21 protein-coding genes are annotated in these 25,109 nt (G+C 49.2%); 11 read left to right on the forward strand and 10 right to left on the reverse strand.

Features of this window, described 5'->3' with window-relative positions; all coding sequences use genetic code 11:
- Positions 1–10: 10 nt before the first annotated feature.
- From Q7J08_RS09185 to Q7J08_RS09200, 4 genes are read right to left on the reverse strand one after another with little or no spacing between them, the layout of a single operon-like run.
- Positions 11–748 (reverse strand): DUF116 domain-containing protein, encoded by a 738-nt coding sequence (locus Q7J08_RS09185; RefSeq protein ID WP_304911396.1) that lies wholly within the window; start codon positions 746–748, stop codon positions 11–13.
- Positions 749–1,765, reverse strand: coding sequence for an S-methyl-5-thioribose-1-phosphate isomerase (mtnA, locus tag Q7J08_RS09190; RefSeq protein WP_304911397.1), 1,017 nt, complete (start codon positions 1,763–1,765; stop codon positions 749–751).
- On the reverse strand, positions 1,762–3,048 hold the full coding sequence (locus tag Q7J08_RS09195) for a CoB--CoM heterodisulfide reductase iron-sulfur subunit A family protein (protein WP_304911398.1): 1,287 nt from the start codon (positions 3,046–3,048) through the stop codon (positions 1,762–1,764). The genes mtnA and Q7J08_RS09195 overlap by 4 nt, the downstream gene beginning before the upstream one ends.
- Positions 3,041–3,532 (reverse strand): gamma carbonic anhydrase family protein, encoded by a 492-nt coding sequence (locus tag Q7J08_RS09200; protein WP_304911399.1) that lies wholly within the window; start codon positions 3,530–3,532, stop codon positions 3,041–3,043. Before Q7J08_RS09200 ends, Q7J08_RS09195 begins: the two co-directional genes overlap by 8 nt.
- A gap of 17 nt (positions 3,533–3,549) precedes the next feature.
- On the opposite strand from Q7J08_RS09200, the gene Q7J08_RS09205 reads away from it, so the two are divergent.
- Entirely contained in the window at positions 3,550–3,900 is a 351-nt protein-coding gene (locus tag Q7J08_RS09205) for a hypothetical protein (RefSeq protein ID WP_304911400.1), read from the forward strand.
- A 451-nt stretch (positions 3,901–4,351) separates the two neighbouring features.
- On the opposite strand, the gene Q7J08_RS09210 is transcribed toward Q7J08_RS09205, so the two are convergent.
- The 3 genes from Q7J08_RS09210 to Q7J08_RS09220 form a co-directional block, all read right to left on the reverse strand.
- Positions 4,352–6,196: an ATP-dependent helicase gene (locus tag Q7J08_RS09210; RefSeq protein ID WP_304911401.1), complete on the reverse strand. Its 1,845-nt coding sequence runs from the start codon at positions 6,194–6,196 to the stop codon at positions 4,352–4,354.
- Positions 6,183–7,934, reverse strand: coding sequence for an ATP-dependent endonuclease (locus tag Q7J08_RS09215; RefSeq protein ID WP_304911402.1), 1,752 nt, complete (start codon positions 7,932–7,934; stop codon positions 6,183–6,185). The genes Q7J08_RS09210 and Q7J08_RS09215 overlap by 14 nt, the downstream gene beginning before the upstream one ends.
- Before the next feature lie 698 nt (positions 7,935–8,632).
- The gene (locus tag Q7J08_RS09220; protein ID WP_304911403.1) at positions 8,633–10,285 is read right to left on the reverse strand and encodes a lipocalin-like domain-containing protein; all 1,653 of its coding nucleotides are present in this window, start codon (positions 10,283–10,285) and stop codon (positions 8,633–8,635) included.
- A 94-nt stretch (positions 10,286–10,379) separates the two neighbouring features.
- Between Q7J08_RS09220 and Q7J08_RS09225 the strand changes: the two genes are divergently transcribed.
- Positions 10,380–11,168, forward strand: coding sequence for a winged helix-turn-helix domain-containing protein (locus Q7J08_RS09225; protein WP_304911404.1), 789 nt, complete (start codon positions 10,380–10,382; stop codon positions 11,166–11,168).
- A gap of 25 nt (positions 11,169–11,193) precedes the next feature.
- Here Q7J08_RS09225 and Q7J08_RS09230 read toward each other — a convergent pair whose 3' ends face one another.
- Positions 11,194–13,734, reverse strand: a complete 2,541-nt coding sequence (locus Q7J08_RS09230) for a cation-transporting P-type ATPase (protein ID WP_304911405.1) — start codon at positions 13,732–13,734, stop codon at positions 11,194–11,196.
- A 153-nt stretch (positions 13,735–13,887) separates the two neighbouring features.
- On the opposite strand from Q7J08_RS09230, the gene Q7J08_RS09235 reads away from it, so the two are divergent.
- Positions 13,888–14,547 carry a cyclase family protein gene (locus Q7J08_RS09235; RefSeq protein WP_304911406.1) on the forward strand — a complete coding sequence of 220 codons (660 nt, stop codon included), beginning with the start codon at positions 13,888–13,890 and terminating at the stop codon, positions 14,545–14,547.
- Positions 14,548–14,585: 38 nt separating this feature from the next.
- On the opposite strand, the gene Q7J08_RS09240 is transcribed toward Q7J08_RS09235, so the two are convergent.
- A complete protein-coding gene (locus Q7J08_RS09240; protein WP_304911407.1) occupies positions 14,586–15,620 on the reverse strand; it encodes a 4-hydroxy-2-oxovalerate aldolase in 1,035 nt (344 codons plus the stop codon).
- A gap of 307 nt (positions 15,621–15,927) precedes the next feature.
- On the opposite strand from Q7J08_RS09240, the gene Q7J08_RS09245 reads away from it, so the two are divergent.
- The 8 genes from Q7J08_RS09245 (at position 15,928) to Q7J08_RS09280 (ending at position 23,601) form a co-directional block, all read left to right on the forward strand.
- Positions 15,928–16,716: a TrmB family transcriptional regulator gene (locus Q7J08_RS09245; protein ID WP_304911408.1), complete on the forward strand. Its 789-nt coding sequence runs from the start codon at positions 15,928–15,930 to the stop codon at positions 16,714–16,716.
- A gap of 164 nt (positions 16,717–16,880) precedes the next feature.
- Positions 16,881–18,077, forward strand: a complete 1,197-nt coding sequence (locus Q7J08_RS09250; protein WP_304911409.1) for an ammonium transporter — start codon at positions 16,881–16,883, stop codon at positions 18,075–18,077.
- A 198-nt stretch (positions 18,078–18,275) separates the two neighbouring features.
- On the forward strand, positions 18,276–19,754 hold the full coding sequence (gene fdhD / locus Q7J08_RS09255) for a formate dehydrogenase accessory sulfurtransferase FdhD (RefSeq protein ID WP_304911410.1): 1,479 nt from the start codon (positions 18,276–18,278) through the stop codon (positions 19,752–19,754).
- A 101-nt stretch (positions 19,755–19,855) separates the two neighbouring features.
- Positions 19,856–20,218, forward strand: coding sequence for a hypothetical protein (locus Q7J08_RS09260; protein ID WP_304911411.1), 363 nt, complete (start codon positions 19,856–19,858; stop codon positions 20,216–20,218).
- On the forward strand, positions 20,205–20,732 hold the full coding sequence (locus Q7J08_RS09265; protein WP_304911412.1) for a nitroreductase family protein: 528 nt from the start codon (positions 20,205–20,207) through the stop codon (positions 20,730–20,732). Before Q7J08_RS09260 ends, Q7J08_RS09265 begins: the two co-directional genes overlap by 14 nt.
- A gap of 105 nt (positions 20,733–20,837) precedes the next feature.
- Positions 20,838–21,440, forward strand: a complete 603-nt coding sequence (hxlB, locus tag Q7J08_RS09270; protein ID WP_304911413.1) for a 6-phospho-3-hexuloisomerase — start codon at positions 20,838–20,840, stop codon at positions 21,438–21,440.
- 1 nt (position 21,441) lies between these two features.
- Positions 21,442–22,551 (forward strand): pyridoxal phosphate-dependent aminotransferase, encoded by a 1,110-nt coding sequence (locus tag Q7J08_RS09275; RefSeq protein ID WP_304911414.1) that lies wholly within the window; start codon positions 21,442–21,444, stop codon positions 22,549–22,551.
- Positions 22,552–23,601, forward strand: a complete 1,050-nt coding sequence (locus Q7J08_RS09280) for a M42 family metallopeptidase (protein WP_304911415.1) — start codon at positions 22,552–22,554, stop codon at positions 23,599–23,601.
- A gap of 247 nt (positions 23,602–23,848) precedes the next feature.
- On the opposite strand, the gene Q7J08_RS09285 is transcribed toward Q7J08_RS09280, so the two are convergent.
- On the reverse strand, positions 23,849–25,060 hold the full coding sequence (locus Q7J08_RS09285) for a bifunctional 5,6,7,8-tetrahydromethanopterin hydro-lyase/3-hexulose-6-phosphate synthase (protein WP_304911416.1): 1,212 nt from the start codon (positions 25,058–25,060) through the stop codon (positions 23,849–23,851).
- Between the last annotated feature and the right edge of the window lie 49 nt (positions 25,061–25,109).

The raw sequence follows: 25,109 nt of genomic DNA on the forward strand, positions 1-25,109 counted from the left end.
CATGGGGTTATTATGTTTTAGAACCGGGGAGTTTATCGTCGGTCACGGATTTCATGACCACCGGGTGGGCGAGCCCAAGGGACGCGACCTCCATGAGTTCTTCATAGTCCATGGTCGTCTCCACGCACCCGTCCGATTTTGTCACGAAGCCGATCGTCGTCATGGAGATCTTTCGTCCCATCTGGAGACCTTCTTTGACTTCCATCATACATCCGACGCCGATCATTGCCTTCGGCTGATATTTTTTTACCATCCTTTTGATGAAGGTCGAGCCCGGGATGATGAAGGTCTTGTATCCGGCTTTGTTGAGTGCAGGGACCGCACGTCCAAGTCCGCAGCGTCCGCAGGAAACACATTTGAGCCCGTCGGGGGTCAGACGCGCCGGGCATTCGCGGGCACGAAGACACTGGGGAAAGAAGATGGCCCGTTGTTCCACCGGGGTCTTCGCAAAATTCGAGAAGTTCATCTCGTTGTCGATCCGGATCAGAAACTCCATCAGCTCTTTGCCGTCGACACCGAGGAGGAGGCAGACGATTTTGACCGTGCCTTCCATGATCGTGAAGAACGGCCGGAGAAGCCGCGGGAAGTACATCTGTTTTTGATGGATCGAGATGACGATCAAGATCGCCATCAGAATGGAAAAGATCAGCCAGAAGGCTATGAAGATCAGAAGAAGCTGACCAAGTATCAGTGCAAGATTGTTCCAGATCGGACTGTCGAAATATGCAAGTGAGAGGGTCGCAGCCATTTATTTCATGTCCTGGAAATCATACGGGGGATATAGGACACCTTTTTCGGTTATGATCGCGGTGACGAGAGCGAGAGGCGTCGCATCGAATGCGTAGTTGATGACCGGAACGTTTTCCGGGACGGTCGTTCTTCCAAAGAAGCCGGAGACCTCGTTTCGGTCACGCTGTTCGATGGTGATGTCGGTCTCGGACGCCTCGGCGTCAAAGGTTGAGACAGGAGCCGCGACATAGAACGGGATGCCGTGATGTTTTGCACAGACGGCGTGCATGTAGGTCCCGATCTTGTTGAAGACGGCGTCTTTCGTGATCCGGTCGGCTCCGACGATAACGGCGTCGATTTTTCCCTGACGCATAAGGAATGCGGCTTCGGAGTCGACGATCGTTGTCACGGGGATGTCGTCCCTCGCAAGTTCCCAGGCGGTGAGCCGGGAGCCCTGAAGAAGAGGGCGGGTCTCGCAGGAGATGACCGAGATCTTCTTGCCCATTTTTTTGGCAGAGCGGATGACCCCGAGAGCCGTGCCCCATGAAGAGCAGGCGAGAGCTCCGGCATTACAGTGGGTAAGAACGGTCCCGATCTGCGGGAGAAGCGAGGCGCCGTTGTGACCCAGAAGCATGCAGGCTTTCGTATCGTTTTCAGCGATGTTTTTCGCAGCGAAAAGCGCCATTATCCGTGCCATTTCCGGCGGGAGGTTCTCCATACTGCGGAGAACTTTGTCCACGCCCCATGCAAGATTCACGGCGGTCGGGCGTGTGCTCTTTAAGAGAGCAGCGTCGGACGCGATCGTCTCGTCGAACTCGACGTCCGAGACACAGCGTGTCGCCGAGAGAGCGACCCCAAATGCGCCGGCAACGCCGAGAGCGGGAGCTCCTCTGACCTCGAGCCGGCGGATCGCGTCCGCGAGCCGGGATACTTCGGTGATCTCGATCACCTTATACTCGGTCGGGAGAAGCGTCTGGTCGATCAGCATCACGGAACTGTTTTCATCGTTCCACCAGATGGTTTTGTCCTCGGTCACTGTTCGCTCCTGATGACATCGATGGAGGCTTTCATCGCAGCGGCGCCGGCGGACATTACGCAGTCGGGAATATCCTTCGGCGCAAGGGCGGCGCCGGCGATGTAGATCCCGGGACGGATCGTTCCCGCCGGGTCGAGCTTCATATCGGCTGAACTCAGGAACTGGTGTTCGTCGAGGCCGAGACCGAGCGACTTCGCAAGACGCACGGTGTCCGGTTCGGGCAGCATGCCGACCGAGAGGATGACGAGATCGGCTTCCAGATTGATGAACTCCCTTGTCTCGGTGTTCTCGACCGGGAGAACGAGCCGGCCTTTTCCGGTGTCCTGCACATCCCCCGGCAGACCGCGAATGATCTTGACGCCGGCGTTGATCGCACGTTCATAATACTCCTCGTAGCCTTTTCCGTAGGCACGGATGTCCGAGTAGAGAATTGAGACCTCGCAGTCGGGATAATGCTCTTTGATGAGCATGGAGTTTTTGAGGGCATACATGCAGCAAACGCAGGAACATATGTTCCTTTTGATCGTCATGTCACGCGAACCTACGCACTGGACAAAGACGATGCTTTTCGGGGTCTCGCCGTTCGAGAGCCGGCGAATGTTTCCTTCGGTCGGTCCGCCTGCATTGATCATCCGTTCGAACTCGAGGGAGGTGATGACGTCGGGGTAGCGAAGATAGCCGAATCTGGACTTTTTCTGCGGGTCAAAAAGCGAGTAACCGGTCGCGATCACGACGGCGGATGCATTGATCTCGAGGGTTTCAACTTTTGCCTCGGTGACTTTGAGGACGGCGTCTTTGCCGCAGACTCCGTAGCAGAGGCCGCATTCAATACAGTGAAGATTGTCTTTGACGACAAGGTTCGGGATCGACTGGGCATGGGGTTTGTAGATCGCTTTTCGAACCCCGATGCCGGCATCGAATTTATTGTAGACTTCGATCGGGCAGATGGTGATACAATCTCCGCAGCCGGTGCACTCTTTTTCATTGATGTATCGGGGATATTTGGTGACGGTCACGGTGAAATTCCCAACCTCTCCTTCGATCTTCTCGACCTCGGCGAGGGTGAGGATGGTAATGTTCGGGTGCCGGGAGATCTCGGCCATCTTCGGCGAAAGGATACACATCGAACAGTCGTTTGTCGGGAAGGTTTTGTCGAGCATGGCCATGTGGCCGCCGATCGAGGGCTCACGCTCGATCAGATAAACATGGATGTTGTGATTGGCGATGTCCATGGCACTTTGGATGCCGGCGACCCCTCCGCCAATGACAACAACATTACTCATGGAGATACCTCTGCCCAAGAGAGACGTAGGTCGCCGCATTTTTCAGATTGCCGGCAGCCTCTTCGGGGGTGAGTTCGCGAACGACCTTTCCGGGAACGCCGATGACAAGCGAGTTCGGGGGGATCTCCTTTCGCTCGGAGACGAGAGCTCCGGCGGCGATGAGGGATCCTTTGCCGATCTTTGCACCGTTCAAAACGATCGCTCCCATGCCGATGAGTGCGTTGTCTTCGATCACTGCCCCGTGAATGATCGCCCCGTGGCCGATCGAGACGTTTTTCCCGATCGAGACGGGATAGCCGACACTTTCATGGATGACGGCATTATCCTGGACATTTGAGCCGTTGCCGATTGATATTTTTTCCATATCTGCACGAAGGACCGCCCCGAAAAGGATGGTGACGTTATCGCCGAGCGTTACGTCGCCTTTGAGGGTCGCATTGGGTGCGACATAGGTGTTTTTTCCGATAGAACCGCCGAAGTCCATAGTGGTTATATAATTGCATGCCGGAAGTTATGAGTATTGTGGATAGGGATGAATATTTTCGGGTTTGTCCAAAAGTGGCTTTCGCTCTATTCATGCCTCCTTCTTTTTCCGATGCTGGTTTTCTTTTTGGTGTACGCTTCGGTTTCGTGTACGGGATTTTTTTGATGGGCGCATCCATCACACGAAATTCACGAAAACAAGACGAAAACACGAAAAATCTAAAAGAGGAGAGATGGGGCATGCATATCGTCCCCTCCCGTTTGTTCACAAATCAAAGATTTGCTCAGCTGAGGTCGGCCGCTTTCAGCGTCCAACCCGCCCCCCACACGAAATTCGCGAAAACGCAAATCAAAGATTTGCTCAGCTGAGGTCGGCCGCTTTCAGCGTCCAACCCGCAAATCAACGAAATGCACGAAAAGGGAGACAGGGGCGGAAGGACGGGAGATATTTGGTGGCTCTCAAAAGAAAGGAGTTGGCTGGTTGTGGATACAAGAGAAAAAACAAACCGCGAATCGGCGCGAATCCCGCCCTTCGGGCTCCCAGAATCGGATTTGCTTTTCCTCACTTGAACACGGCGGGTCTTATCGCCCCGCCGGTTCATCCCTCATCGGGAGTGTTCGGGCAAATCCTGTCGCCGCCCCAGCGGCTCCCTTGAGGAAAAATGGATGTTTATGGTTATATTTTGGGGTGCGGGGACGCGACTTCGGCGCGGAGCGTCCCGCGGTGGAGATATCTTATCTTATGAGATTAAGTTCTTATCTCCTTTACATGGGGAGGGTCGAAAACTGAACCTTCTGTTCAGATTTCTCTGTGGAATAATTAAAAAAACGAATCAAGCGACGATTGATTATCAGGGAGAATATTCATAAGATATTCTTTCCAGATAGCTAAATCGCATTTTGGAACTGCAATTTTCAAAAAATATTTAGGGCGAGTTATGGCGACGTAGATATTTCTAAGTTCTTCCTCTCTTACACATTTTTCTCTCTTATCTGTATCTTCGTTTTTCATATTCTTCAACATTGTTGAGTATTTTTTCTTACGAACTGTTCTTTCTTTTAAAATCAATAACACAGCATCAAATGATTTTCCTTTTGCTTTATGAATAGTACTCAGTTCAACCCCATCATATTTGTACTGTGCTTGTGGCAAGGGAAACACTTTTGAAATTGGATTGGTAGTTACAATTGAATATTGATGTATCTCATCTGATTTAATATTCGAGTATTTTATCCTCATTCCATATTTTTTAGTGATGGGTTCTGCCTTGTCAATCCATTCATTAAAATTCATGTTTGTTTCCGGCAAATTTTGAAGAATTTCAGTTATGATAGTTAATGTGGAGGTATAGTTATTTTTTTCAAAATAATTTCTGATATCTTGATGAGAACATACTGAAATATTTTCAATATCTTTTATATATGCCATTAATGCATAACGATATGCTTCGAAAATGTTGTCATTATCATAAAGATATTTTCCATAAACGAGATCTTTTAATTTAGTATCCAGATCTCTCTGAAAATATTTACCTTCCTTCCCTGTATTATAACTGTTACTTTCACCTTCACCACTAATTTGATTAATCAAATTTTTACTGCGGCAAAGTATGACTGATGAATCAAGCGAGATAAAATCAGTTGCTTTGCATTCTTCTATGAATTTCTGAGATATTTTTTTGTAATCATTATTATCGTACCCAATAATTTCCGGTTCAATTTCGCTCATCTTTTCGAGACGTTTTGCAGTAGATGTAGATATTTTCTCAAGTGTGGAGAGGGGGTGCGTAAATTCACAGATTTTCTGGGTACTTCGCCTATTATTAGACAAAATACAGGAGTTCTCTGACCATTCTTCGAACTTCTTTAAAAACAGACTAGGTTTTGCATCATTCCACTCAAAGATTGACTGGTCAGGATCTCCAATCAGCATGAGATTTTGGAGGTTTCCAGTATTAATAAGTAAATCCAGAATTTCCATTTGTATCTCTGATGTGTCCTGAGCTTCATCAATAATTAATTCAGGAAAACGTAATACAAGTGCTTTCGTTATTTCTGGATAACTGGTCAGGATTTTCCAGGCAATATAATTTGCATCGGCCTGAGTAACATATCCCTCTTTCCAAAAAAATTCTTTGACTTTCCTAAGATTTTGAATGTGCCCAGAATTTTGTTTTTCAAAAAATTTTTCATCAAATTCAAACCAATTTTTTTCAACTGGATATATTTTATCATCCATATTTAATGAAAAAGCAGCAAAATCTAGTTTGTAGTTTTCCCATCCTGCTCCTAGTGTCCAACTCCATGATGAATATGGAGCACCTACGAATTTGGGAGATTTTGAGCATCCCATAATCAAATGACCGAATGGGATCACGATAAAATTGTTTATAAATGAATCTATTGTCCCAAGATAATGTGGGGATTTAACACCATGACCAAAATATTCTGATATATTATTTTCAATTTCTTTCCATGCTACGTTTGTAAAGGAAATTACTGCAATTCCAGAATATTTTTCCGTCCAATTCTGAAGTTTACGAATGAAACGTGCTGATACACAGTAAGTTTTTCCGCTTCCAGGACCTGCTCTTATTGCGCACAGTCCCTCCTTTTCATAAACAACTGCTTTTTGCTCTTCAGATAACGTTTCAAAGATTGTCAACAATTGTCACCCATTTGATTGCGTTTTGAATATAGGCTGGAATTATGAAGGCATCACGGGCAGTTTTGTTTTCCTGTAAATGAATTGCGAGCGCCATGGCGAAATCGGATTTATGATTTTTACCTCCGTGTTTAGCAATAAATTCTTTAAAACAATATGCTTTATCCTCCTTTGATATTTTATCAGAAATGTACTCATCTTCAAATTTCTTAGAGTATCCTTTGCTAATTTGGTCTAACACAGTAATCAGTATTTTATGATTGGATTCATTGTAGAGTTCATATTCAAATGTAATCTCTCCAATCATCACTTTCAGATTATGACCTGCCCACCCTTTCGCTGCTGGGTTTGGTTTTCCATCATCGTCAGTGATGATTGCAGCATGAATATTCATTGATTTTTCTGGATCGCCTGAGTTAAATAATGGAGCATAATGTCCAAACGAAATCCCATTTACATTTACAATTTCGATTCCGTTTTTGTGGAGATCATATTTACCCTTATCGTTCTCCTTTTCTCCTAGCATATCCGCAAAGACTCCGATTAACAATTCTTCACTGATTCCTTCTACAAGAATAACCCCTTGTGCAAAGAATAGTTGATTTCTCGTTACATCGAAAAACTTTTTCAGATATTTCTTACTATTCGGCTCTAATTCTGCATTTCCAACAACAAAGGCAGTATTCCCATAATTATTTCGGTTTAATACAATTAATGAGTCCAAATCTGTCGTTGAGGTGATAGTCGGTGAATGCGATGTCACAAATGTTTGCAGATTCTTTTCCGAGTGTGTGGTTACATAATCAAAAAATGTTCTCTGAAGTTGGGGGTGAAGATGGCTTTCGGGTTCTTCTATAAGGAGACCGTAATAATTTTTATTTCCTGGCTCTCTTAATTTTAATTTTGCCAAAATTGTTGCAACATATATGATATTATTGTATCCGAGACCATTTCGTTTTAAACTAAATCTGTCCTCTTCATATGGAGGGAGAGTCATGTAAATACTATCAACTAATTTTTCAAAATCAAAATCAGTGAGTTTTAGGTCAACATCCTGGTTGTTGGCCAACCCTCTGGTCATATTCATCTGTTCAATCAAATCGTTAATATTGTTTTTACCAATTTCAATCTCGTTTGTTAATGTCTGTGTGTTAGAAAGTGCACTTTCAATCTCTTTCACAATATCTTTACGTTTTTGAGGATCGGTGATTTGTTTTCTAAAAAGTTCTCCCAAGAGACCGTTCCTTACAGGACGTAAATCCTGTTCTGCATTTCGTAATGCTCCAACATGTATGCAGTTGATGAGGTCCCTGGCGTTTTCGGAAATATAATTCTCTTCCGATTCCCCTCCCCAGATTTTCTTTCTCACTTTCTCTTCGTCATCTCTGGTTTCCAAGGTATATCTATGATGAATTTGAACAGACCGCTTCCTGTCAGCAGGATCAACTGCAAGATACTCATAATATACACCCTCCTCCTCTGGGTCTGGGCAGAATGTAAGGTCAAAAGCTATTTTATTGATTTTTTTCCCATCACCATTATGGTGAAAATCATCTGGTGTAATATAGAGTTTTTTCTGGGATTGTTGTCCGTACTCGAGACATATTCTCAAAGCATCTATCACAGCAGTTTTACCTACGTTGTTCTCTCCAATTATGACATTAAGATTTTTATTAAAGCTTATTTTTAAGTTGGATATTGCTCTGAATCCGGATATCTGCATGCTTTCGAGATACATAATTTGTTCTTATCCTGAGTTTTGATTAAAGCTCTAGTGTAATAATACCTTGCTTAGTTTGGTCAGTATCCACAGAAGAAATATTAAAAATATTCTCTAATTTAATTTTTTTCGGTAACTGATCACAGAATATTTTATCAGAAATCAATTTTCACAATCTGTAAAAATTATATCGCCATCTCACGGAATCAAAAATAAGATTCCCCACCGCGGGCCGCCCCACGCCGAAGTAGCGGCCCCGCACCCCCAAAAATAACCAACAATCTCCATATATCCTTACGGGAGCCGCCGGGGCGGCGACAGGATTTGCCCGAACGTTCCCGATGAGGGATGAGCAAGCCAGCGAAGCTGGATTGCGAAAGTGAGGATAAGCAAATCCGATTCTGGGAGCCCGAAGGGCGGGATTCGCGCCGATTCGCGGTTGGTTATTTCTTGCGTCCACACTTGCCCATCTACTTTCTTCTCATAAATTCCCAATCTCTCTCATTCATCCGCCCCTGTCCCCCTTTTCGTGAATTTCGTTGATTTTCGTGGATTTGGTGTGGGGGACGGGGGAGGGGACGATATGCATGCTCCCTCTCTCATCTTTTTGATTTTCGTGTTTTCGTCTGGCTTTCGTGAATTTCGTGTGATGAATGCGCCCACCCAAATGATCCCGTACATGAAATCGAAGCGTACAAAAAAAGAAGAGGAACTTCTCAAAGCCCTCTGGACTTTGCGAGCTCCTCCTGGAGTCGGGCGGCATTCTCCGGTTTCATGAGAAAAGCCATCGCCGAGGCCTTCAGTTCGTCCGGGATCACAGGCTTTGCAAAGATCTCTATCATCTCCGGCGTGTCGGGGATGCCGGCAAGCCGCAGATTCTGCCGGCAGGCGTCTGCATAACTCACATTCTCCAGAAATCCTGACCCGATCCGTTTGCCGTCGGGCGACTCGATTCGGACCGCCCCCTCCGAATACTCCGCTCCTGCCGCAAAAAATCCCTGCTGACCTGTTGAAACGATCGGGATCATCACAAACCGTTTGTATGCATCCGGGACCTCCGAAGTTTCCACGGTGACCTCCACACGATTCGGATACCAGGCACGGGTCGTCAGATACTGACCGTCGGTCACCGAACTCTGCACCCAGTCAGTGACCCGGATCACTCCTTTGACCGGGAAATACTCGCTGTTTTCCTTGATATACGATCCAACGGCGGCCGCGGTCATAATACCCGGAGGGGTAGGACCGGTCTGCATGAAAAATTCCTTCTGCTCGTTCGTATGGATCGCCGAAAGAGCAAACTCGGTGTCGTTATCGAACTGGATCTCCATCCAGTCCCATCCGAGGGCGGGCTTGTCCCCGAGAAGTCCCACTGCCCGCAGGACATCGATCCGCGGACTGCCGCCGGGCATAAAGCCGGTTCCCCACTGATGATCATACCAGAACTTGCCGCCGCCAAGTCGGAGTTCTTCTCCATCGATCGAGATCCGGCTCTTGACCGGATCGACCCGAAGATTCGGGACCGAATAATATAGTGTGCCCACGCCTCCGCAGCTTGGAAGCATCCCTTCGTCCCCGTTCAGTACATAGCCTTTGGTCTGAACGATGGTGATATCGATCGAGATCTCGGCCGGGGTATCCTTGTGATTGTCGATCCCCCATGCCTGCAGTCTAAGCGGGAAGAGAGAGTCGTTTGATTGAGACGCGAGGGTGTTTTTTCCAACAGAATACCTGTACGGGTTTGTTGAGAAATCGATAAGCCCGGTCGTTCCTGCAACGATGATGGGCCGCATCCGGTAATGCCTCCCGCCGGCCGAACTCACGGCAAGATGGATCTCGACGATCTGATTTTCGAGATCACTCAGTCCTGCCTGCTTTGCCATCTCAGGAGGGAGAAGAGAGTAACGCCAGAACATCAGCTGGACACCGTACTCGCGGTCTTTTGTATCGAAGACGTTCCCGACAAAGAAGTGCCAGCCTACCTGATACTCGAACTGCGGGCGGTCGTCGGTCGGAAAGGTGAATTTTTTATCGATCGGAAGTTCCTGATACCCGCGAGCACTGTCCATACCAAAGAGATTGGTCATCGCATACGCCTGATGAGGCGTCAGATCGCCGGCGTATGTGGAAAGGGCGGCATAGCGTTTTGTGTAATCAGGATTGAAACTTTCCGGAGCGGCACGGAGATCCGCGATTCTCGCCTGGATCCGTTCGCCGAATGCAGAGCTGAGATTCGTCCGGCCTTCGATCTGTTTCAGAATATCCGGGGGTATGGTCTTAGGTGTGTATTCATGCATCCACAAAGCACGGGCGATGTTTTCCTTCGTCTCCGGGTCAAGCATCACGGATTGGGTATCTTTTGTGGCCATATGTGGGAAAACGGCGGATGAACATAAATAGATTATCCCGACATAACATCCGGAAAAGTTAAATATTCATCAGCCCTTCTAGCCCTTACGTATCATGTCTCTGCCAAAACAGTATTCTCTGATGTATGCACCGATCCTGAACTTTCTCTCCGACGGTGCCCCGCACAAAAGAAAAGAGATCAAAGACAGTCTTATCGCTGTGTTCAGTCTGACCCTGGAAGAACAGATCATGCAGACCGGTGGAAGAGGGAAGGGTATCTTTGACAATAAAGTGAACGATGCGCTGTTCTATCTCATCAAAACCGGGATGGTCGAACACAATGACACCACCATCTTCAAAATAACCGATATAGGAATGAATCTCTCGAATATGAAACTCAGGGTCATCGACGATGAGATACTGACCAAACACGGGAACGGATTTAAGATCCTGAGCAAACAGCCGGAAACGGGCAAACGGCCCGAGCCCGTTGCCCGGAAAGTGGTCCATGAAAAGGTTTTCCTGCCGTCACGGCCAAATGCCACCCCGCCGAAATCCTCCTCTGTTTCCACGGGAACCAGCGGGATCGCCATCAGAAGTGCCGATATCACGGTCGTAAAAAAAGACCTTGACTTCAGGAAGATCATCAACACCTCAAGACAGGGACCCTGGCGTCAGCGGGTGGAAAGAGTCACCGAGACATACGCATCCAGGATGTCTCCCGAGGAATCGGACGCGATAAAGCGGATAACCAAAAATAAGGATAAGAATCTCCCGCTCGGATCCGAAGACGTGAAACTGATCTATGTTCTCTTCGAAAAACTGCATGAAGAGGAGGCAAAAAAACTCCTTTCCGTCCTGTTCATCGATGAAAAAGGACAGGATGTATCACCGGACGTATGATCCGGCAAATACTATCATTCCATAATCATACGAGAGAACCGGAACCGGTTCCAGAAACCCCGCCCTTTTTTATCCGCAGTATTTTTCGAAGCTCTATCCAGTAGGTCGCCGCAAATGAGAGAAGAACGATGCCGAAGATCGGCAGCAGACCGACCTGAGCCAACTTCAGATATTCTATGAAGAATGGAACATTCAGTACCATGATAAGGAAAACGATAACGCCGATTATCCATATGTTCATCGCTTTACTGGAGAAGTAACCCACCCGGATCAAAGGAACGCGGCTCGTTCTCATATTCATTGCGAGAAGGATATGGCAGAACAGCCATGCAACAAAAGCATATGTCTGCGCAGTTGCGAGATCCCCGGTCGTAAACCAGCTGAAGAAGTACACAAACAGCACGACCGCGGTAAGCGTGACACTGCCGGTGAAAATACCGGAGATCATCTTTTTGTTCATGAACTTCTCGCTTGGATCACGCGGTTTTTGTTTTAGGAGATCCGATTCTGCAGGTTCGACGACAAAAGACGTGGAAGCTGAAAGATCCATGAAAAGTTCCATGATGATGATCTGGATCGGGGCAAACGGAAGCGGCACGTCCAGAAGGATGGGTATGAGCAGCATGAAAACCAGGCCGATTTTGCTCGCGAGCGTGTACATGATGCACTTGAACATATTTTCATACAGCCGCCTCCCTTCTTTGATCGCATCTACGAGCGAGGTAAAATCATCATTCGCGAGAATCATATCGGACGCTTCTTTCGCGACATCGGTTCCCGATATCCCGAACGATATCCCGATATCGGCTTCTTTGAGGGCCGGAGCGTCATTGATCCCGTCCCCGGTCACGGCCACGACTTCCCCGTTTTCATGCAGGGCATTCACGATCCGGAGTTTTTCTTCCGGCGTGATCCTCGCAAAAACATTACAACTGCGGACCGCTTCTCTCAGTGCCTCGGGTGTCATGCTGCGGATATCCTCACCATTCAGAACATTGTCTACGGTGATCCCTGCATCCTCCGCCACCCGGGCCGCCGTTCCTGCGTGATCGCCCGTGATCATCATCACCCGGACACCGGCATTGGAAAATTCCCGGATCGCCGGTTTTACCGCTTCACGGATCGGATCGTCAAAACTGATCAGTCCGGCGACGGTGTATTTTTCCTCGGAAGGTGATTTAGAGCCTACGGCGATCGTGCGAAATCCTGCCTTGATCGATTCACTCAGCTGTTTTTCCAGATCCGGATCCGGTTTCGACAAGGCAAAAACACTTTCGGGAGCGCCTTTTATGACGTCGATACCGGCACCCTGATGATCATACTTCATCAGGAAGATTTTATTTGCACCGTCGAACCCGGAATCCTGCAGAAGCGTGTATTCTTTCAGCAATTCGCTTCGTTCGATCCGGAACACACTGGCTTTTTCGACCACGGCCTTGTCCATCGGGTCTCCCAGAAAATTCCCATCCTCGTCAACGGAAACATCGGCCATGAGGGCCCCGATGGTGAACAGCTGCTTTTCAGTATCAGTGGTCCATGTTTCGATACTCATCTTATTTTCCGTCAGCGTTCCGGTTTTATCCGTCGCGATAACGGTAACACTGCCGAGGGTCTCGGCGGCTTTCGTCCGGCGGATGAGAACATTCTTTCCGGCGAGCTGGATCGCACCGAACCCAAGCAGCATCGTCATGATGATGGGGAGCTCCTCCGGAATCGTAGCTAAAGCGAGAGACAGACCGGTTAGGACCATTTCCGAGACCGAGAGACCGCGAAGAAAACCGAGGATGGGGATCGCGATGCTGAAGATCACCGCGAGCCCGATCAGGTTTTTGGTCAGGTGAAGCGTTGATCTCTGCATGGGAGTCTGCGGATCGTTCGCTTCCTGAGTGAGGCCGGCGATGCGCCCGAGTTCGGTATCCATCCCGGTATGTACGGCAAACCCGGTCCCTTTGCCTTTCAGGATCACACTCCCCATATGGATCATATTGGTCCGTTCATGAAGACCTGAGGATTCAGGTATCGGATCCGAACCTTTCCCGACCCCCATCGATTCGCCGGTGAGCTGCGATTCGTCAACTTCAAGACCCTGGGACGTCACGACACGGACATCGGCACTGACCCTGACCCCGCTCTTTAATAATAACAGATCGCCGGGCACAACAGAGGAGGCAGGGACCTCGTCAGGTTTTCCATCCCTGATGACCCAGGTCGTCAGAGCTCCCAGTTTTTTGAGGGCCTCCATACTTTTCTTGGCTTTGAACTCGGTATAGACCTCTACGATCGTGACAAATAAGATGAGACAAAGAATAGTGATCGTGTCCCCGATCTGCCCCCAAATACTGTAGACCACCCCTATCAGGATTGTGACGATAATGAGCGGGTCTTTGAGTTCATCTAATAATATACCGAAAAATGAGATCTTTTTGAACTCGGTTATGGTGTTTGACCCGGATTCTCCGAGTCTTTTTGCTGCTTCGGCAGAATCCAGTCCGGCAGAACTATCACAATCAAGGGCAAGCCGGATCTCGTCGATATCCAATGACCAGGGATGTTCTACCTTTTCCATTTAATCAGTATCTGTTATTCCGTCGTATCGGATTGATATAGCTTACTGCAAAAATCCTATTTCAAAACTGATAATTGCTCCGCAGGCATCCGGCGGGTCACACATATATGATAGGATTACTAAATTATACCTAAACCAGCGGAGACCGTTTGTATGAATATTATTGATCTGACTCATGAAATGGAACAGGGAATGCCCTGCTTCAATGCAGACTGGCACATACCGTTTTCCTCGGAAACGCTTGGAACGATTGAGTCCGTAGGAAGAAACACGAAAAAACTGACTCTTGGAAGTCATACCGGCACCCATATGGATGCACCCAGACATTTCATTCCGGACGGGATAACGATCACTGAAATACCGCTTGCCACGCTTTGCGGGGATGTTACCCTCCTCGATTTTCGCCGTCTTCCGGACAATACTGCGGTCACACCGGAAATGCTTCAGGGAATACCTCTGCATGAGAAAGTTATCTGTGTTTTCGGATGGGACAAGCACTGGAACACCGGAGATTATTACGCAAATTACCCGTATTTCACCGAGGAGGCTGCGCAGTATCTGGTCGATTCAGGCGTGAAACTTCTCGGACTGGACACGCCGTCGCCCGACAACAGCAAAACGCCCCTTCATGCGGAAAACGACTCAGTGATCCATAAATTGTTCCTGAAAAACGGTGTGATCCTTGTCGAGTATCTGGCAGCCTCGGGGATAACCGATTACTCTGCAGAATATCAGATCATGGCCCTCCCGATGAAGATCAAAGACAGTGACGGGGCACCGGCACGGGTAATTCTCATCGAAAAGGAAAAATAACTATTTTTAAAATGAGTGAGGTGTGATTTTAGTCGAACTCAGCTTGCACAGTTTGAACATAATGGATGGTCGGAGTGCCGGAGATCTGTATTCTTCTGCATCGCTGCTGCCATGCTGCATAATTTATCATAGTCCATATTTGCCTGATCAAACTTCGAGTATTCGATGATCAGGTGGAACGGATCCACATCGAACTCGTTCGCACAGGTATGGATCTGATCCAGATAACTTGTGTGGAAACCGGCATACCCGCAGACATAATCAAACGGATCTGCGAGTGCTTTATCGGTGATGGGACTGAGAAGATCGTATCCTGCCCGGAATAATTCAACGAGATCAACATCGGTCTGATACCCATTTTTCTCCAGGATCGCGAGAAACATTTCCGTGCAGGCATTGCCGGAACTTCTTCCAAGACCCTGCAGAGAACAGTCGATGAAATCAAAGCCAAGTTTTGCACAATACACACTATTCGTGACAGCAAGTCCGAGATTATTGTGACCATGGAATCCGAGCTGTATTTCTGAATTTTCCCGTACGGTATCATAATATTTTTTTATTTCATTCGGAAACATGCTGCCGGCAGAGTCAACGATATACACACAGTCTGCCCCGTATTTTTCTGAAAGAACCACATTTTGTGCAAACTCCTCTGGAGTGAGAACGTAGGACTTCATGTAATTCGTCATCACGGTTAAGCCGAGGTCTTTTGCTTCACGAATATACGGCTCGGTCAGCGGGATCTGGTCTGCATTGACACCGACCCTGACAAACGAGGCTCCGCAGTCGGATGCAAGCTGGAGATCCTCTAATCGTGCAATACCCGGGATGCAGAACATACCGAATTTGGATCGTGTTAATACCTCTCCGGCCGCAAGCATATACTCTTCATCGGTCTGTGCAGCTACGCCGTTCTTTGGAGAACTGGCATTCAGCCCCATTCCGTGTCCGATCTCGATAAGTCCTATACCCATCTCTTCTAGTTTAGAAGAGATGTTTCTCACGTCTGAACAGGAGAAGTTGAAATCAACTGCATACCCCCCGTCCCTAATTGTTGTATCTAGTATTTCCATAAATCCCTTTCCCGTTACTCAAGGCCAATGCGAGACCAAAGATAGTTACAGACAAAAGCCCGAAACCATCATTTTTCACATCTTTTACGATCAGCCGGTAACTTTTTTTGGAGATAAAATCCGGGCGAAACCCTGTTGTGCAGGATCGAGCTTCATATCCGGCTCCGTTTTTCAGAACCCCAGATATGTTTCAACTGGTTACTACTAGATTGGCACAAACGTATATATAATTAGTGTTACCAATAAAGGTAACAATACACTCATTATTCATTCAGTAAAATCAATCATAATCAGGGAAGGAATCAGCATGCAGGAGTTTGTAGAAAAACTGAAATCGATCGGAATGACCGAAAATGAGGCGAAAGTTTACGCAGTTCTCTTCGAACTGAAGGTAGCGACCGCCCGGGAAATGCACGAGATCAGTAAGGTCCCGCGGAACAAAGTGTACGAAGCACTCACGAATCTTGAGGAGAAGGGATTTGTGGGTACGTCAGAAGAGGCAGGCCCATCAAGATTTTTTATTCATGACATAACGAAAACGTTCAACCGGCTAAGACAGGAGAATCTCGAACTGCTGAACGAAGTCGAACAGTATCTTCATTCAAGGATCACCTTCCAGCATAATCGTCCGCTGCTTTCCCACACACTCCAGAATCCATGGGCCATCGAGAGTCACCTTCGGATGATGTTCACCCGGAGCAAAAAAGAGATCGTGATAATCTGTCACGACACGGCGTATGTGAAAAAACATATCTTGAATCTGAAAAATCTCTCGAAGAAGATCGATCTCTATCTGATCGTGCCTGAAGACACCGATCCGGATATTTTTCCCATTAGATGCTACAAACTTCATCCAGACATGAAGGAGTTCATGGATCCGCGAAACACGGACGGGTCAGGGACCGAACCGGAATTCGAACTAACTATTCATGCAGACCGTCAGGACACACTGATCATCGGAAAACTGGAAGGAAGGGAGATCGGCATCTTTTCAGCAGGTAATCCGTCGGTATCTATCCTGGTAAAATATCTGCTCAAAAACATCATACCTTTAACGAAAGAGACTGTACCAGAACAGAATGATTCGTCCGCATGACAAGAAAAGTTATGTATGATAACATGTGACATGTTAACCACTCTCATATTTTATATATTTGCAGGGTCAATAAACCCGGTGTAAAATTTCTGTGAACCGGGACGTGGTGGTTTGTCCTGCATCCACACCCTGGTTTCCGATTTTCTGATGGAGAATCTATATTTATGATTGACACCGGATCTGTTGCCTGGGTACTTGCTTCAACTGCCCTTGTACTTTTAATGACGCCAGCCCTAGGTCTCTTCTACGGCGGCATGGTTCGCAAAAAGAACTTTATATCTGTATTGATGCTTGTATTCGCATCACTCATGATCGTGATCATCCAGTGGTTCCTGCTAGGATACTCGCTGGTGTTTGGAACCGACATGCTGGTGATCGGCGGTCTCGAACATCTCGGTTTGGCCGGAGTCGGTTATGGGACTGAACTCGGACTTCAGATCCCCGACATGTTGTTTGCCGCATTCCAGATGACGTTTGCCGGACTCACGCTCGCGATCATCGTCTCAGGTGTTGCCGAACGCGTGAAATTCGGCGCGTTCCTGCTATTCGGGGTTCTCTGGACAACATTCGTCTATGATCCGATCGCCCACTGGCTTTGGGGAGGAGGCTGGCTCCAGCAGCTCGGCGCCCTTGATTTCGCCGGAGGGACCGTCGTTCATATCAGTGCAGGATTCAGCGCACTCGCACTCGCCATCTATATTGGTAAAAGATCAGGGTTCGGTTCATACCACTTGAACCCCCAGAACATTCCTCTCACATTCTTCGCCGGCGGCGTTCTTCTGTTCGGCTGGATGGGATTCAACGGGGGCAGCGCTCTTGCCGCGAATGATGTCGCCATCCATGCGATCATGGTAACGCTGATCTCCGCCGCCGCGGGAACGATCTCCTGGATGATCGCAAACTGGCGGCATGGTAAACCCAGCTCGCTTGGGTTCATCTCAGGAACGATCGCCGGTCTTGGAGCGATCACTCCTGCTGCAGGATACGTCAATATGTGGGCTGCCCTCCTTATTGGAGCAGTTGCCGGAATTCTTTGTTACTACGCCCTTATCTGGAGAGTCAAGAAAGGATTCGACGAAAGTCTCGATGCCTGGTCTATCCATGGTGTCGGCGGATTCTGGGGAACCATCGCCTGCGGTATTTTCGCTACCGCCGCAGTCGGAGGAGCATCCGGACTCATTGAAGGAAATGCCTATCAGCTCGGGATCCAGATCGTCGACGCATGCGTGACTGCGGTGTTTGCCTTCGGTATGACCTATCTCCTTGCCTGGATCGTGGACAAAACGGTCGGTCTGCGGGTCTCCGAAGACGAGGAGTATATCGGACTGGACCTCACGCTGCACGGCGAGATGGTCAGATAAAAATTCCTAATATCCAGTAATCTTTTTTTTAGCAGGATTTCCCTGCGTAATTATCCATACCCCTATTAGGTATCACACCAAAATACTGGATTATCTATTCACTATTCGAAGAGTTCTTCGTAAGCTTCTGACAGTGAAATATATCCAACAAAAGGAACGACCATGACCCAGCACGAGAGATCAGTTGAAGAGAGCAGTATGATAAAAAAACAGCCGGCACTTCTCTGGAGCGATGGGAAAACCACCGAGATCGGCGATATTGTAGCATGCGAAGAGGAGATCGTTCTGTATTTGAACGGTCAGGATTTTCTGCACATCGTCGCAAGCAGCGATATGCTCGAGGAGTTTGGAGCTGGATTTTTTATTGCCGCAGGGATCGCCAAAAAAATACGTTCCGTCAGGGTCGACGGCAGAAACGTATTCGTCGAGGCAGAGGTTTATCCAGACATGAATGCCCGCGAAGGATTCACTCCTGCAGAAAAAAAGGGACATGTCACTTCAAAGATCATCATACAGCCGGAGGACATATTTGCCGTTCGCGAGGCTATGAACGTGGATGTCTGGAGACAGACCGGCGGTCTCCACTGTGCCGCATTATGGCATGATCACAAGATCATTGCCGTATCGAGTGATATCGGGAGACACAATGCCGTTGACAAACTCATCGGAGTCATGACTCTGCAGGGAATAGCGCCGGGCGAGTGTGTTCTTGGATGTACGGGCAGACAGCCGAAAGGGATGGTAATGAAGGCGGTGAATGCCGGGATCCCGGTGATCGTCGGCAGGACCGCAGTCACCTACCCCGGAGCGATGCTCGCAAAAGAAGAGGGCGTTACCCTGATCGGCTTCACCCGGGAAAACCGGTTTACCGTGTACTCGCACCCGGAAAGGATCACCGGGTTTCCTACAGATGAACCGAAGTGTGAAACCGACAACGAGGATGAGACCCGGCTTTCCAGGTGGCAGTATGACAACGGGACGGTGGTCAGATCCGTTGATCCAGTGGTTGCCGAGGATACGGTAACGCTGTATCTAAACGGAGAAAAATTTTTGGAGAATGTTGCGACCATGGAATCACTCCGCGAACTCGGCATCGGATTTTTTGTTGCCGCAGGGATCGCCAAAAAAATCCAATCGGTCAAAGTCCTGGGATCGGACATTTTTGTGGAGGCAGAAGATACCGCAGAGATCAGCGGCCAAATGGAATCGGCCGGAGGATTTTGTCCGCAGGAATCATTGGTCTGTGTAACCGGCGAAGGTCTGATCACCCCGGAAGAAATATTTGCGGTACGGGAACAACTCAACACCGAGCAGTGGGACAAAACAGGGGCACTGCACTGCGCAGTCCTGTATCATAAGGGAAAAGTGGTTTTCTCCGCGAGCGACATAGGACGGCACAATGTTGTGGACAAGGTCATCGGGTACATGACCCAAAACCATCTGCCTGCAGGCGAATGTGTCCTCGGATGTACCGGCCGCATGCCGCAGGGGATGGTAGTCAAAGCGGCAAATGCCGGGATACCGATCATCGTGTCGCGTGCGGCCGCAACCTCCAAAGGAGCATCTCTTGCGGAAAAATCAGGGATCACACTCATCTGTTTCACCCGACCGCCCAGGTTCACCGTCTACTCGCATCCTGAACGGATCATTGGACTCAGGAACGGGAACGATGTCTAAACCCCGTCTTTCCGATTCCGGGATGTCTCTTTTCATCTGATTCACGGCAATACCGCACACAATCAGATGCTATTTATTCCCTCACGGAAAACAAATACATCATGACTGTTACACCAAAAGATGCACTTTTGCGCTATCATCTCGCCGAGCGGCTCAAACTCGACATCATGATGATCGCCCACCAGTTTGTGACCATTCCTTCCCTCAAAAAAGAGGATAAGGCCGGCGCAAAAACCATATTGATCGCCCTGACCGACGTTCTCGCAGCCGACTGCGAAGCTGCCGCAAAACAGACCGGGGCAGAAGAGTTCAACCAGTCAGCAGCCGTTTTGCTTGCCGTCATAGGTCTTGCCGAGTCGAACCAGTTCGGCCTTGCATCCGACAAATCAGGCGAGGCGATGACCCCGATAACAACCGTTGCCGCCGGAGCATATGCGGTATTGAACGAACATGGACTTATCTGAATTCCAGAACTTCCTTGCGACCCGTTACTCGGTCCGCGAGTATGAACTCGACTGTCTCAACGAAGAGGAGAAGGACTACCTTCTCCAGGCCGCATCATCCGCCCCGTCTGCAGGTAATCTTGAGGCATGGGATGTTATCTTCGTGACCGATCCCGGCCAGCTCGAACTTCTCGGAGACGCTGCCGGAAACCAGCATCAGATCCCGGACGCAGGCTCAGCTATTGTTATCTGCGCAAATTATGTCCGGTCGATGTCAAGATATGCGGACAGGGGCATCCTCTTTGCCGTACAGGATGCGACGATCGCAGCCACGTACATGATGCTCGCCGCCCACGCACTTCGCCTGCACACCTGCTGGATCGGAGCATTCGATGAGGAGGAGGTCAAGGGAGCACTGGATCTTCCCCAACATATCCGGCCTGTCGTTATCCTCTCCATCGGCAGAGGTATGCCCCCCGAGTCACATCCGGAACGTATGGACCCCGAAGGGCACGCCCATTACGATATCTGGTGAGAGACACTTCCCACATTCTTTTTTCCCGTAATTTCGTGCGGCATCAGGAAACGCTTTCCGATTCCAACATGCTCTTCTATCTGTACATCCAATAGCTACACAATTATGAAATACGGAGTATCCGTTCAAAACATGATGAGTCTTATGGCATCACGTATCGATTCCATCGCTCAGAAGATCCCTGCAGCTCAGGTGGATGCATTTCTCGAGGCGATCCTCAATGCAAACCGCATCTATGTGATGGGCGCAGGAAGATCGGGTCTGGTTGCCAAATCCTTTGCGATGCGTCTGATGCACACCGGATTTACCGCCTATGTCGTCGGTGAGACCATCACCCCGGCGATCGGCGAAGATGATCTGATCATTGCCTTTTCCGGATCAGGAAACACAAAAACCATCGGAGATATCGCAGAGACCGCAAAAGGTCTTGGTGCAAAGGTCGCTTTGATCTCATCCAATCCCCAGTCGCGTATCGGGCATGTTGCGGATTTTGTCATTGAGATAGAAACCCAGCGTGACCCGGTCACCTGCGATGCCCATGAATATGAGATCCGTCAGATGCTTGGCGAACACCGGTCTTTCGCCCCGCTTGGGACCATCTTCGAAACATCCTCTCTGATGTTTGGAGATGCTGTCATCTCGACACTCATGGATATGAAAAAGATCGAAGAGGCAGATCTGAAACGCCGCCACACCAACATGGAATAATATGACAGATTTTGCATCACGTGTAAAAGCCATCGATATCTCGGGGATCAGAAAGATGTTCGAGTCGGCAGCTCCCGGATCAATCAACATGGGTCTCGGCCAGCCGGATTTCGACACCCCGGATAACATCAAAAACGCCGCCGTCAAAGCCATTGCCGAGGGAAAAACAGGATATACGAACAATGCAGGTATCGATGAACTCCGTGCCGCAGTAGCCAGAAAACTCAAATCGGAAAACGGACTCTCTTACGGACCAGGCGATATCCTCATCACCGCAGGCGGCTCGGGAGCACTGCACGCAGCTATCTTCTCACTCGTTGAGAACGGGCAGAAGGTCGTGTTCAATAACCCGGGTTTCGTCTCCTACGGTTCGCTTACAACGCTCGCCGGCGGAATTCCCGACCCGGTCGCCCTGAAACCCGATCTCCATCTGGATGTCGAAGCGCTCAAGGAACACTTCTCCGACAAAAATACCAAAGTCATGGTCTTAAACAGCCCGGCAAATCCTACAGGAGCGGTCGAGACGAAAGAGACTATCAGAGCGGTCGTCGAGTCCGCAGCGGATTACGGCGTCACTGTCCTCTCCGACGAAGTGTACGAGAAGTTCTGTTACGGCAATACGGAATTTGTCAGCGCAGGAACGTTCGGCGACAACGTCGTCACGATCAACGCGGCAAGCAAAACCTATGCGATGACCGGCTGGCGTATCGGATTTATGGCAGCATCACGCGAGATCATCGATCAGGCGGTCAAAATTCAGCAGTACTCGCTTGCCTGTCCCACCTCGATCGCCCAGTATGCGGCCCTCGAGGCATACACAGGGGATCAGTCCTCGATTGGCGTAATGAAGAAGGAATACGAAGCACGCCGGAATCTCCTTATCAGCGGACTTCGGGAGATGGGGATCTCCGTTGATATGCCGGAAGGAGCATTCTACGCGTTCCCGAAACTTGAACTCGACACGGTCATGAAGATCGTGGCGGCTGGCGTGATCATCACGCCGGGCGGAGCATTCGGCTCGAAGGGTGTTGGATACGCCCGTATGAGCTATGCAACCTCCCAGGAAAATATAAAAATCGCTCTTGATAGAATACGAACGGTAGTGGCGTAAATGGAACTTACTGAAATCAATACTTTACTCGAAAAACTCTCGAACGCACACGGCATTTCCAGCCGTGAGGCAGAAGTTGCAAAGATCATCCGCGATGAGATCGCAGATTATGTGGATGAGATCAGAACAGATAAGATGGGCAACCTGATCGCGGTCAAAAAAGGCGACGACTTTAAGATCATGCTCGCCGCCCACATGGATGAGATCGGCATGATGGTCCAGTATGTGGACGAACGTGGATTCATCAGATTTGTCGCGGTCGGCGGCTGGTATAATCCGGTCATGGTCGGACAGAGAGTTATCCTTCATGGTGAGAAAGGTCCGGTCTACGGTGTTCTCGGCAACAAACCCCCGCATGTGATGACCGAGGAAGACAAGAAGAAACCGATCGACATGGCAGATCTGTTCATCGAGGTTGGAGCAAAATCACCTGAAGAAGTCGAGGCTCTCGGTATCACCGTTGGAACATCTGTCACGATGGACCGCCAGTATGTCAAACTTGCCGGGACCACGGTCACGGGAAAAGCCATGGACAACCGTGCAGGTTGTGCGATGCTGATCGGCGCTCTGAAAGAGATGAAGACCGCACACACGATCTATGCAGTTTTCACCGTGCAGGAAGAGGTCGGGCTCAAAGGAGCGAAAACTAGTTCATATACTCTGGATCCCGATGTTGCCATCGCCACGGATGTGACGATCCCGGGAGACTCCCCGGGCGTCGAGCGGCGCAAGGCCCCAGTGTATATGGGCAAAGGGCCCGTCATTGGTATGGCGTCGGCGAGCGGCCGGGGTCATCTCGCGGATCCGCGGATCGTCGACTGGCTCGTCAAGACCGGAAAGAAATTCAACATCCCCTGTCAGATCGAGGTGGGAGACGGCGGCAACACGGATGCATCCGCCATCAACTTTGAACGCGGCGGGATCCCGAGCGTGCCGATGTCGGTTCCGGCACGATATATCCACTCACCGGTCGAGGTCATCGACTTAAAGGATCTCGAAGCGGCGATCCACCTGCTCGCAAAAGCGGTGGAAACAAAACCAAAATTCTAATTTTTCTCTTTTTACGTCTCCCATTCCCTTTTCTGAATTGGGGTGCTGGGGAGAGACTGCGGGTTGGCGAGGAAGTCGACGACCTTAGCTGAGCAAATCTTTGATTTGCGATCCGGCGCGGAGCCCGACGCGGTGGAAATATCCTATTTTTGGATTATTGATATAATATCTACCAATGGTCTAATTCAGGATAAACAGGAACTGTAAAAAAAATATACTGGCGGCATAAGCCGCGGGTATGACCGGCTTAGAAATCGGTCATGATACGGAACTGATCGATCTCTTCTGAGTCGAGTTCCTCAAGGAAGCTTTCTGCTGCATTCTTGATGTCCTTGCTTGCGGTGATCGCTCTGCCGACAACAACGATATCTGCTCCTGCTGCGAGTGCTTTCTTAACGACCGGCTGACGGATACCGCCTGCAGTCGCGACAAGGATCTTTGCATTGTACTTCTTTGCAACTTCCTTGATCTTCTTGATGTCACCCCAGCTGTAGTCGCCGGTTGCTTCCTTATCGATAGCACGGTGCATCTCCACATACTGCGGGAGAAGTGCTGCGCCGCCCATCTGACCGAGGGACTCGATAAGTTTTGCAGGTTCGTCGACATTCAGCATATCGATGATTGCGTAGATTCCACACTTCTTTGCTTCTTTGATGAAGGATGCGATAGTTTCTACTGGTGCAAGTCCGGAAACGACTGCGGCGTCTCCGCCGGCGTTCGAGACCATGCGTGCCTCAAGGTTACCTGTATCCAGGGTCTTCAGGTCAGCAACAATGAAACAGTTCGGACGGATCTTTCTGATCTCGTTGATAACACTGAGACCGAACTGTTTGATCAGCGGGGTACCTGCCTCGAAGATGACGTGGTCGTTCTGCGGGACGCCGGATAAAACACGCTCGACCTGCTTCATGTCAACAAGATCCATGGCGACCTGGAGATACGGCGGGTTCCACAGACGCTGGACCTTGAATCCCATGACTCCGTGGGCTGCTCTGTCCTTCTCTTTCAGAACAGTGGCGGTGTCAGGGAACTTATCGAGAGCGCGTGAGAGTGCGAGGCGCGTTGCTCCATAGTTGAAACGGTAGAGTTTATTGAAGTCTTTTGCCGAGGGGTCGATGAAAACACTTGCAACAATGACATTTTCCTCAACATCCATGCCCTCGAAGACGCCGTCCTCTAATGCATCTGCTATTGCTTTGGAAACCGCTGCCTGTGCGGGACCAAAGATCTGGGTAACCTGCTCGGTGTGTTTGAGCGTTACCTTCGGGACGATCAGGACTGCCGGTTTTGGCAGAAGGTTGGGGCGGATAACGCCGAGAAGTGGAGTGTGACCGGCAGAAAGCTGTGTCAGACCATTTGCGAATGACATGCCGACCGGGCCGTTTTTATCTCCGATCATGAGGTCGATGTGAGCGAGTTCCGCTCCATCGCCAACGAGTGCTTCACCAATTAAGAACATAGGTATAATCTCTGCAGTAGTGTTGGTGTCGGGAGGCTATAAAGACTTC

The organism is Methanocorpusculum sp., from assembly GCF_030655665.1.
In the GTDB taxonomy this organism is placed as follows: domain Archaea; phylum Halobacteriota; class Methanomicrobia; order Methanomicrobiales; family Methanocorpusculaceae; genus Methanocorpusculum.

Coding starts and splice junctions, on each gene's coding strand:
- Q7J08_RS09195 (WP_304911398.1), bottom strand. CDS start 3,048: ATGAGTAATGTTGTTGTCATTGGCGGAGGGGTCGCCGGCATCCAAAGT.
- Q7J08_RS09280 (WP_304911415.1), top strand. CDS start 22,552: ATGGAACTTACTGAAATCAATACTTTACTCGAAAAACTCTCGAACGCA.
- Q7J08_RS09200 (WP_304911399.1), bottom strand. CDS start 3,532: ATGGACTTCGGCGGTTCTATCGGAAAAAACACCTATGTCGCACCCAAT.
- Q7J08_RS09230 (WP_304911405.1), bottom strand. CDS start 13,734: ATGGAAAAGGTAGAACATCCCTGGTCATTGGATATCGACGAGATCCGG.
- Q7J08_RS09285 (WP_304911416.1), bottom strand. CDS start 25,060: ATGTTCTTAATTGGTGAAGCACTCGTTGGCGATGGAGCGGAACTCGCT.
- Q7J08_RS09245 (WP_304911408.1), top strand. CDS start 15,928: ATGCAGGAGTTTGTAGAAAAACTGAAATCGATCGGAATGACCGAAAAT.
- Q7J08_RS09260 (WP_304911411.1), top strand. CDS start 19,856: ATGACTGTTACACCAAAAGATGCACTTTTGCGCTATCATCTCGCCGAG.
- Q7J08_RS09240 (WP_304911407.1), bottom strand. CDS start 15,620: ATGGAAATACTAGATACAACAATTAGGGACGGGGGGTATGCAGTTGAT.
- Q7J08_RS09225 (WP_304911404.1), top strand. CDS start 10,380: ATGTCTCTGCCAAAACAGTATTCTCTGATGTATGCACCGATCCTGAAC.
- Q7J08_RS09205 (WP_304911400.1), top strand. CDS start 3,550: ATGCCGGAAGTTATGAGTATTGTGGATAGGGATGAATATTTTCGGGTT.
- hxlB (WP_304911413.1), top strand. CDS start 20,838: ATGAAATACGGAGTATCCGTTCAAAACATGATGAGTCTTATGGCATCA.
- Q7J08_RS09235 (WP_304911406.1), top strand. CDS start 13,888: ATGAATATTATTGATCTGACTCATGAAATGGAACAGGGAATGCCCTGC.
- Q7J08_RS09250 (WP_304911409.1), top strand. CDS start 16,881: ATGATTGACACCGGATCTGTTGCCTGGGTACTTGCTTCAACTGCCCTT.
- fdhD (WP_304911410.1), top strand. CDS start 18,276: ATGATAAAAAAACAGCCGGCACTTCTCTGGAGCGATGGGAAAACCACC.
- Q7J08_RS09215 (WP_304911402.1), bottom strand. CDS start 7,934: ATGTATCTCGAAAGCATGCAGATATCCGGATTCAGAGCAATATCCAAC.
- Q7J08_RS09275 (WP_304911414.1), top strand. CDS start 21,442: ATGACAGATTTTGCATCACGTGTAAAAGCCATCGATATCTCGGGGATC.
- Q7J08_RS09185 (WP_304911396.1), bottom strand. CDS start 748: ATGGCTGCGACCCTCTCACTTGCATATTTCGACAGTCCGATCTGGAAC.
- Q7J08_RS09265 (WP_304911412.1), top strand. CDS start 20,205: ATGGACTTATCTGAATTCCAGAACTTCCTTGCGACCCGTTACTCGGTC.
- Q7J08_RS09220 (WP_304911403.1), bottom strand. CDS start 10,285: ATGGCCACAAAAGATACCCAATCCGTGATGCTTGACCCGGAGACGAAG.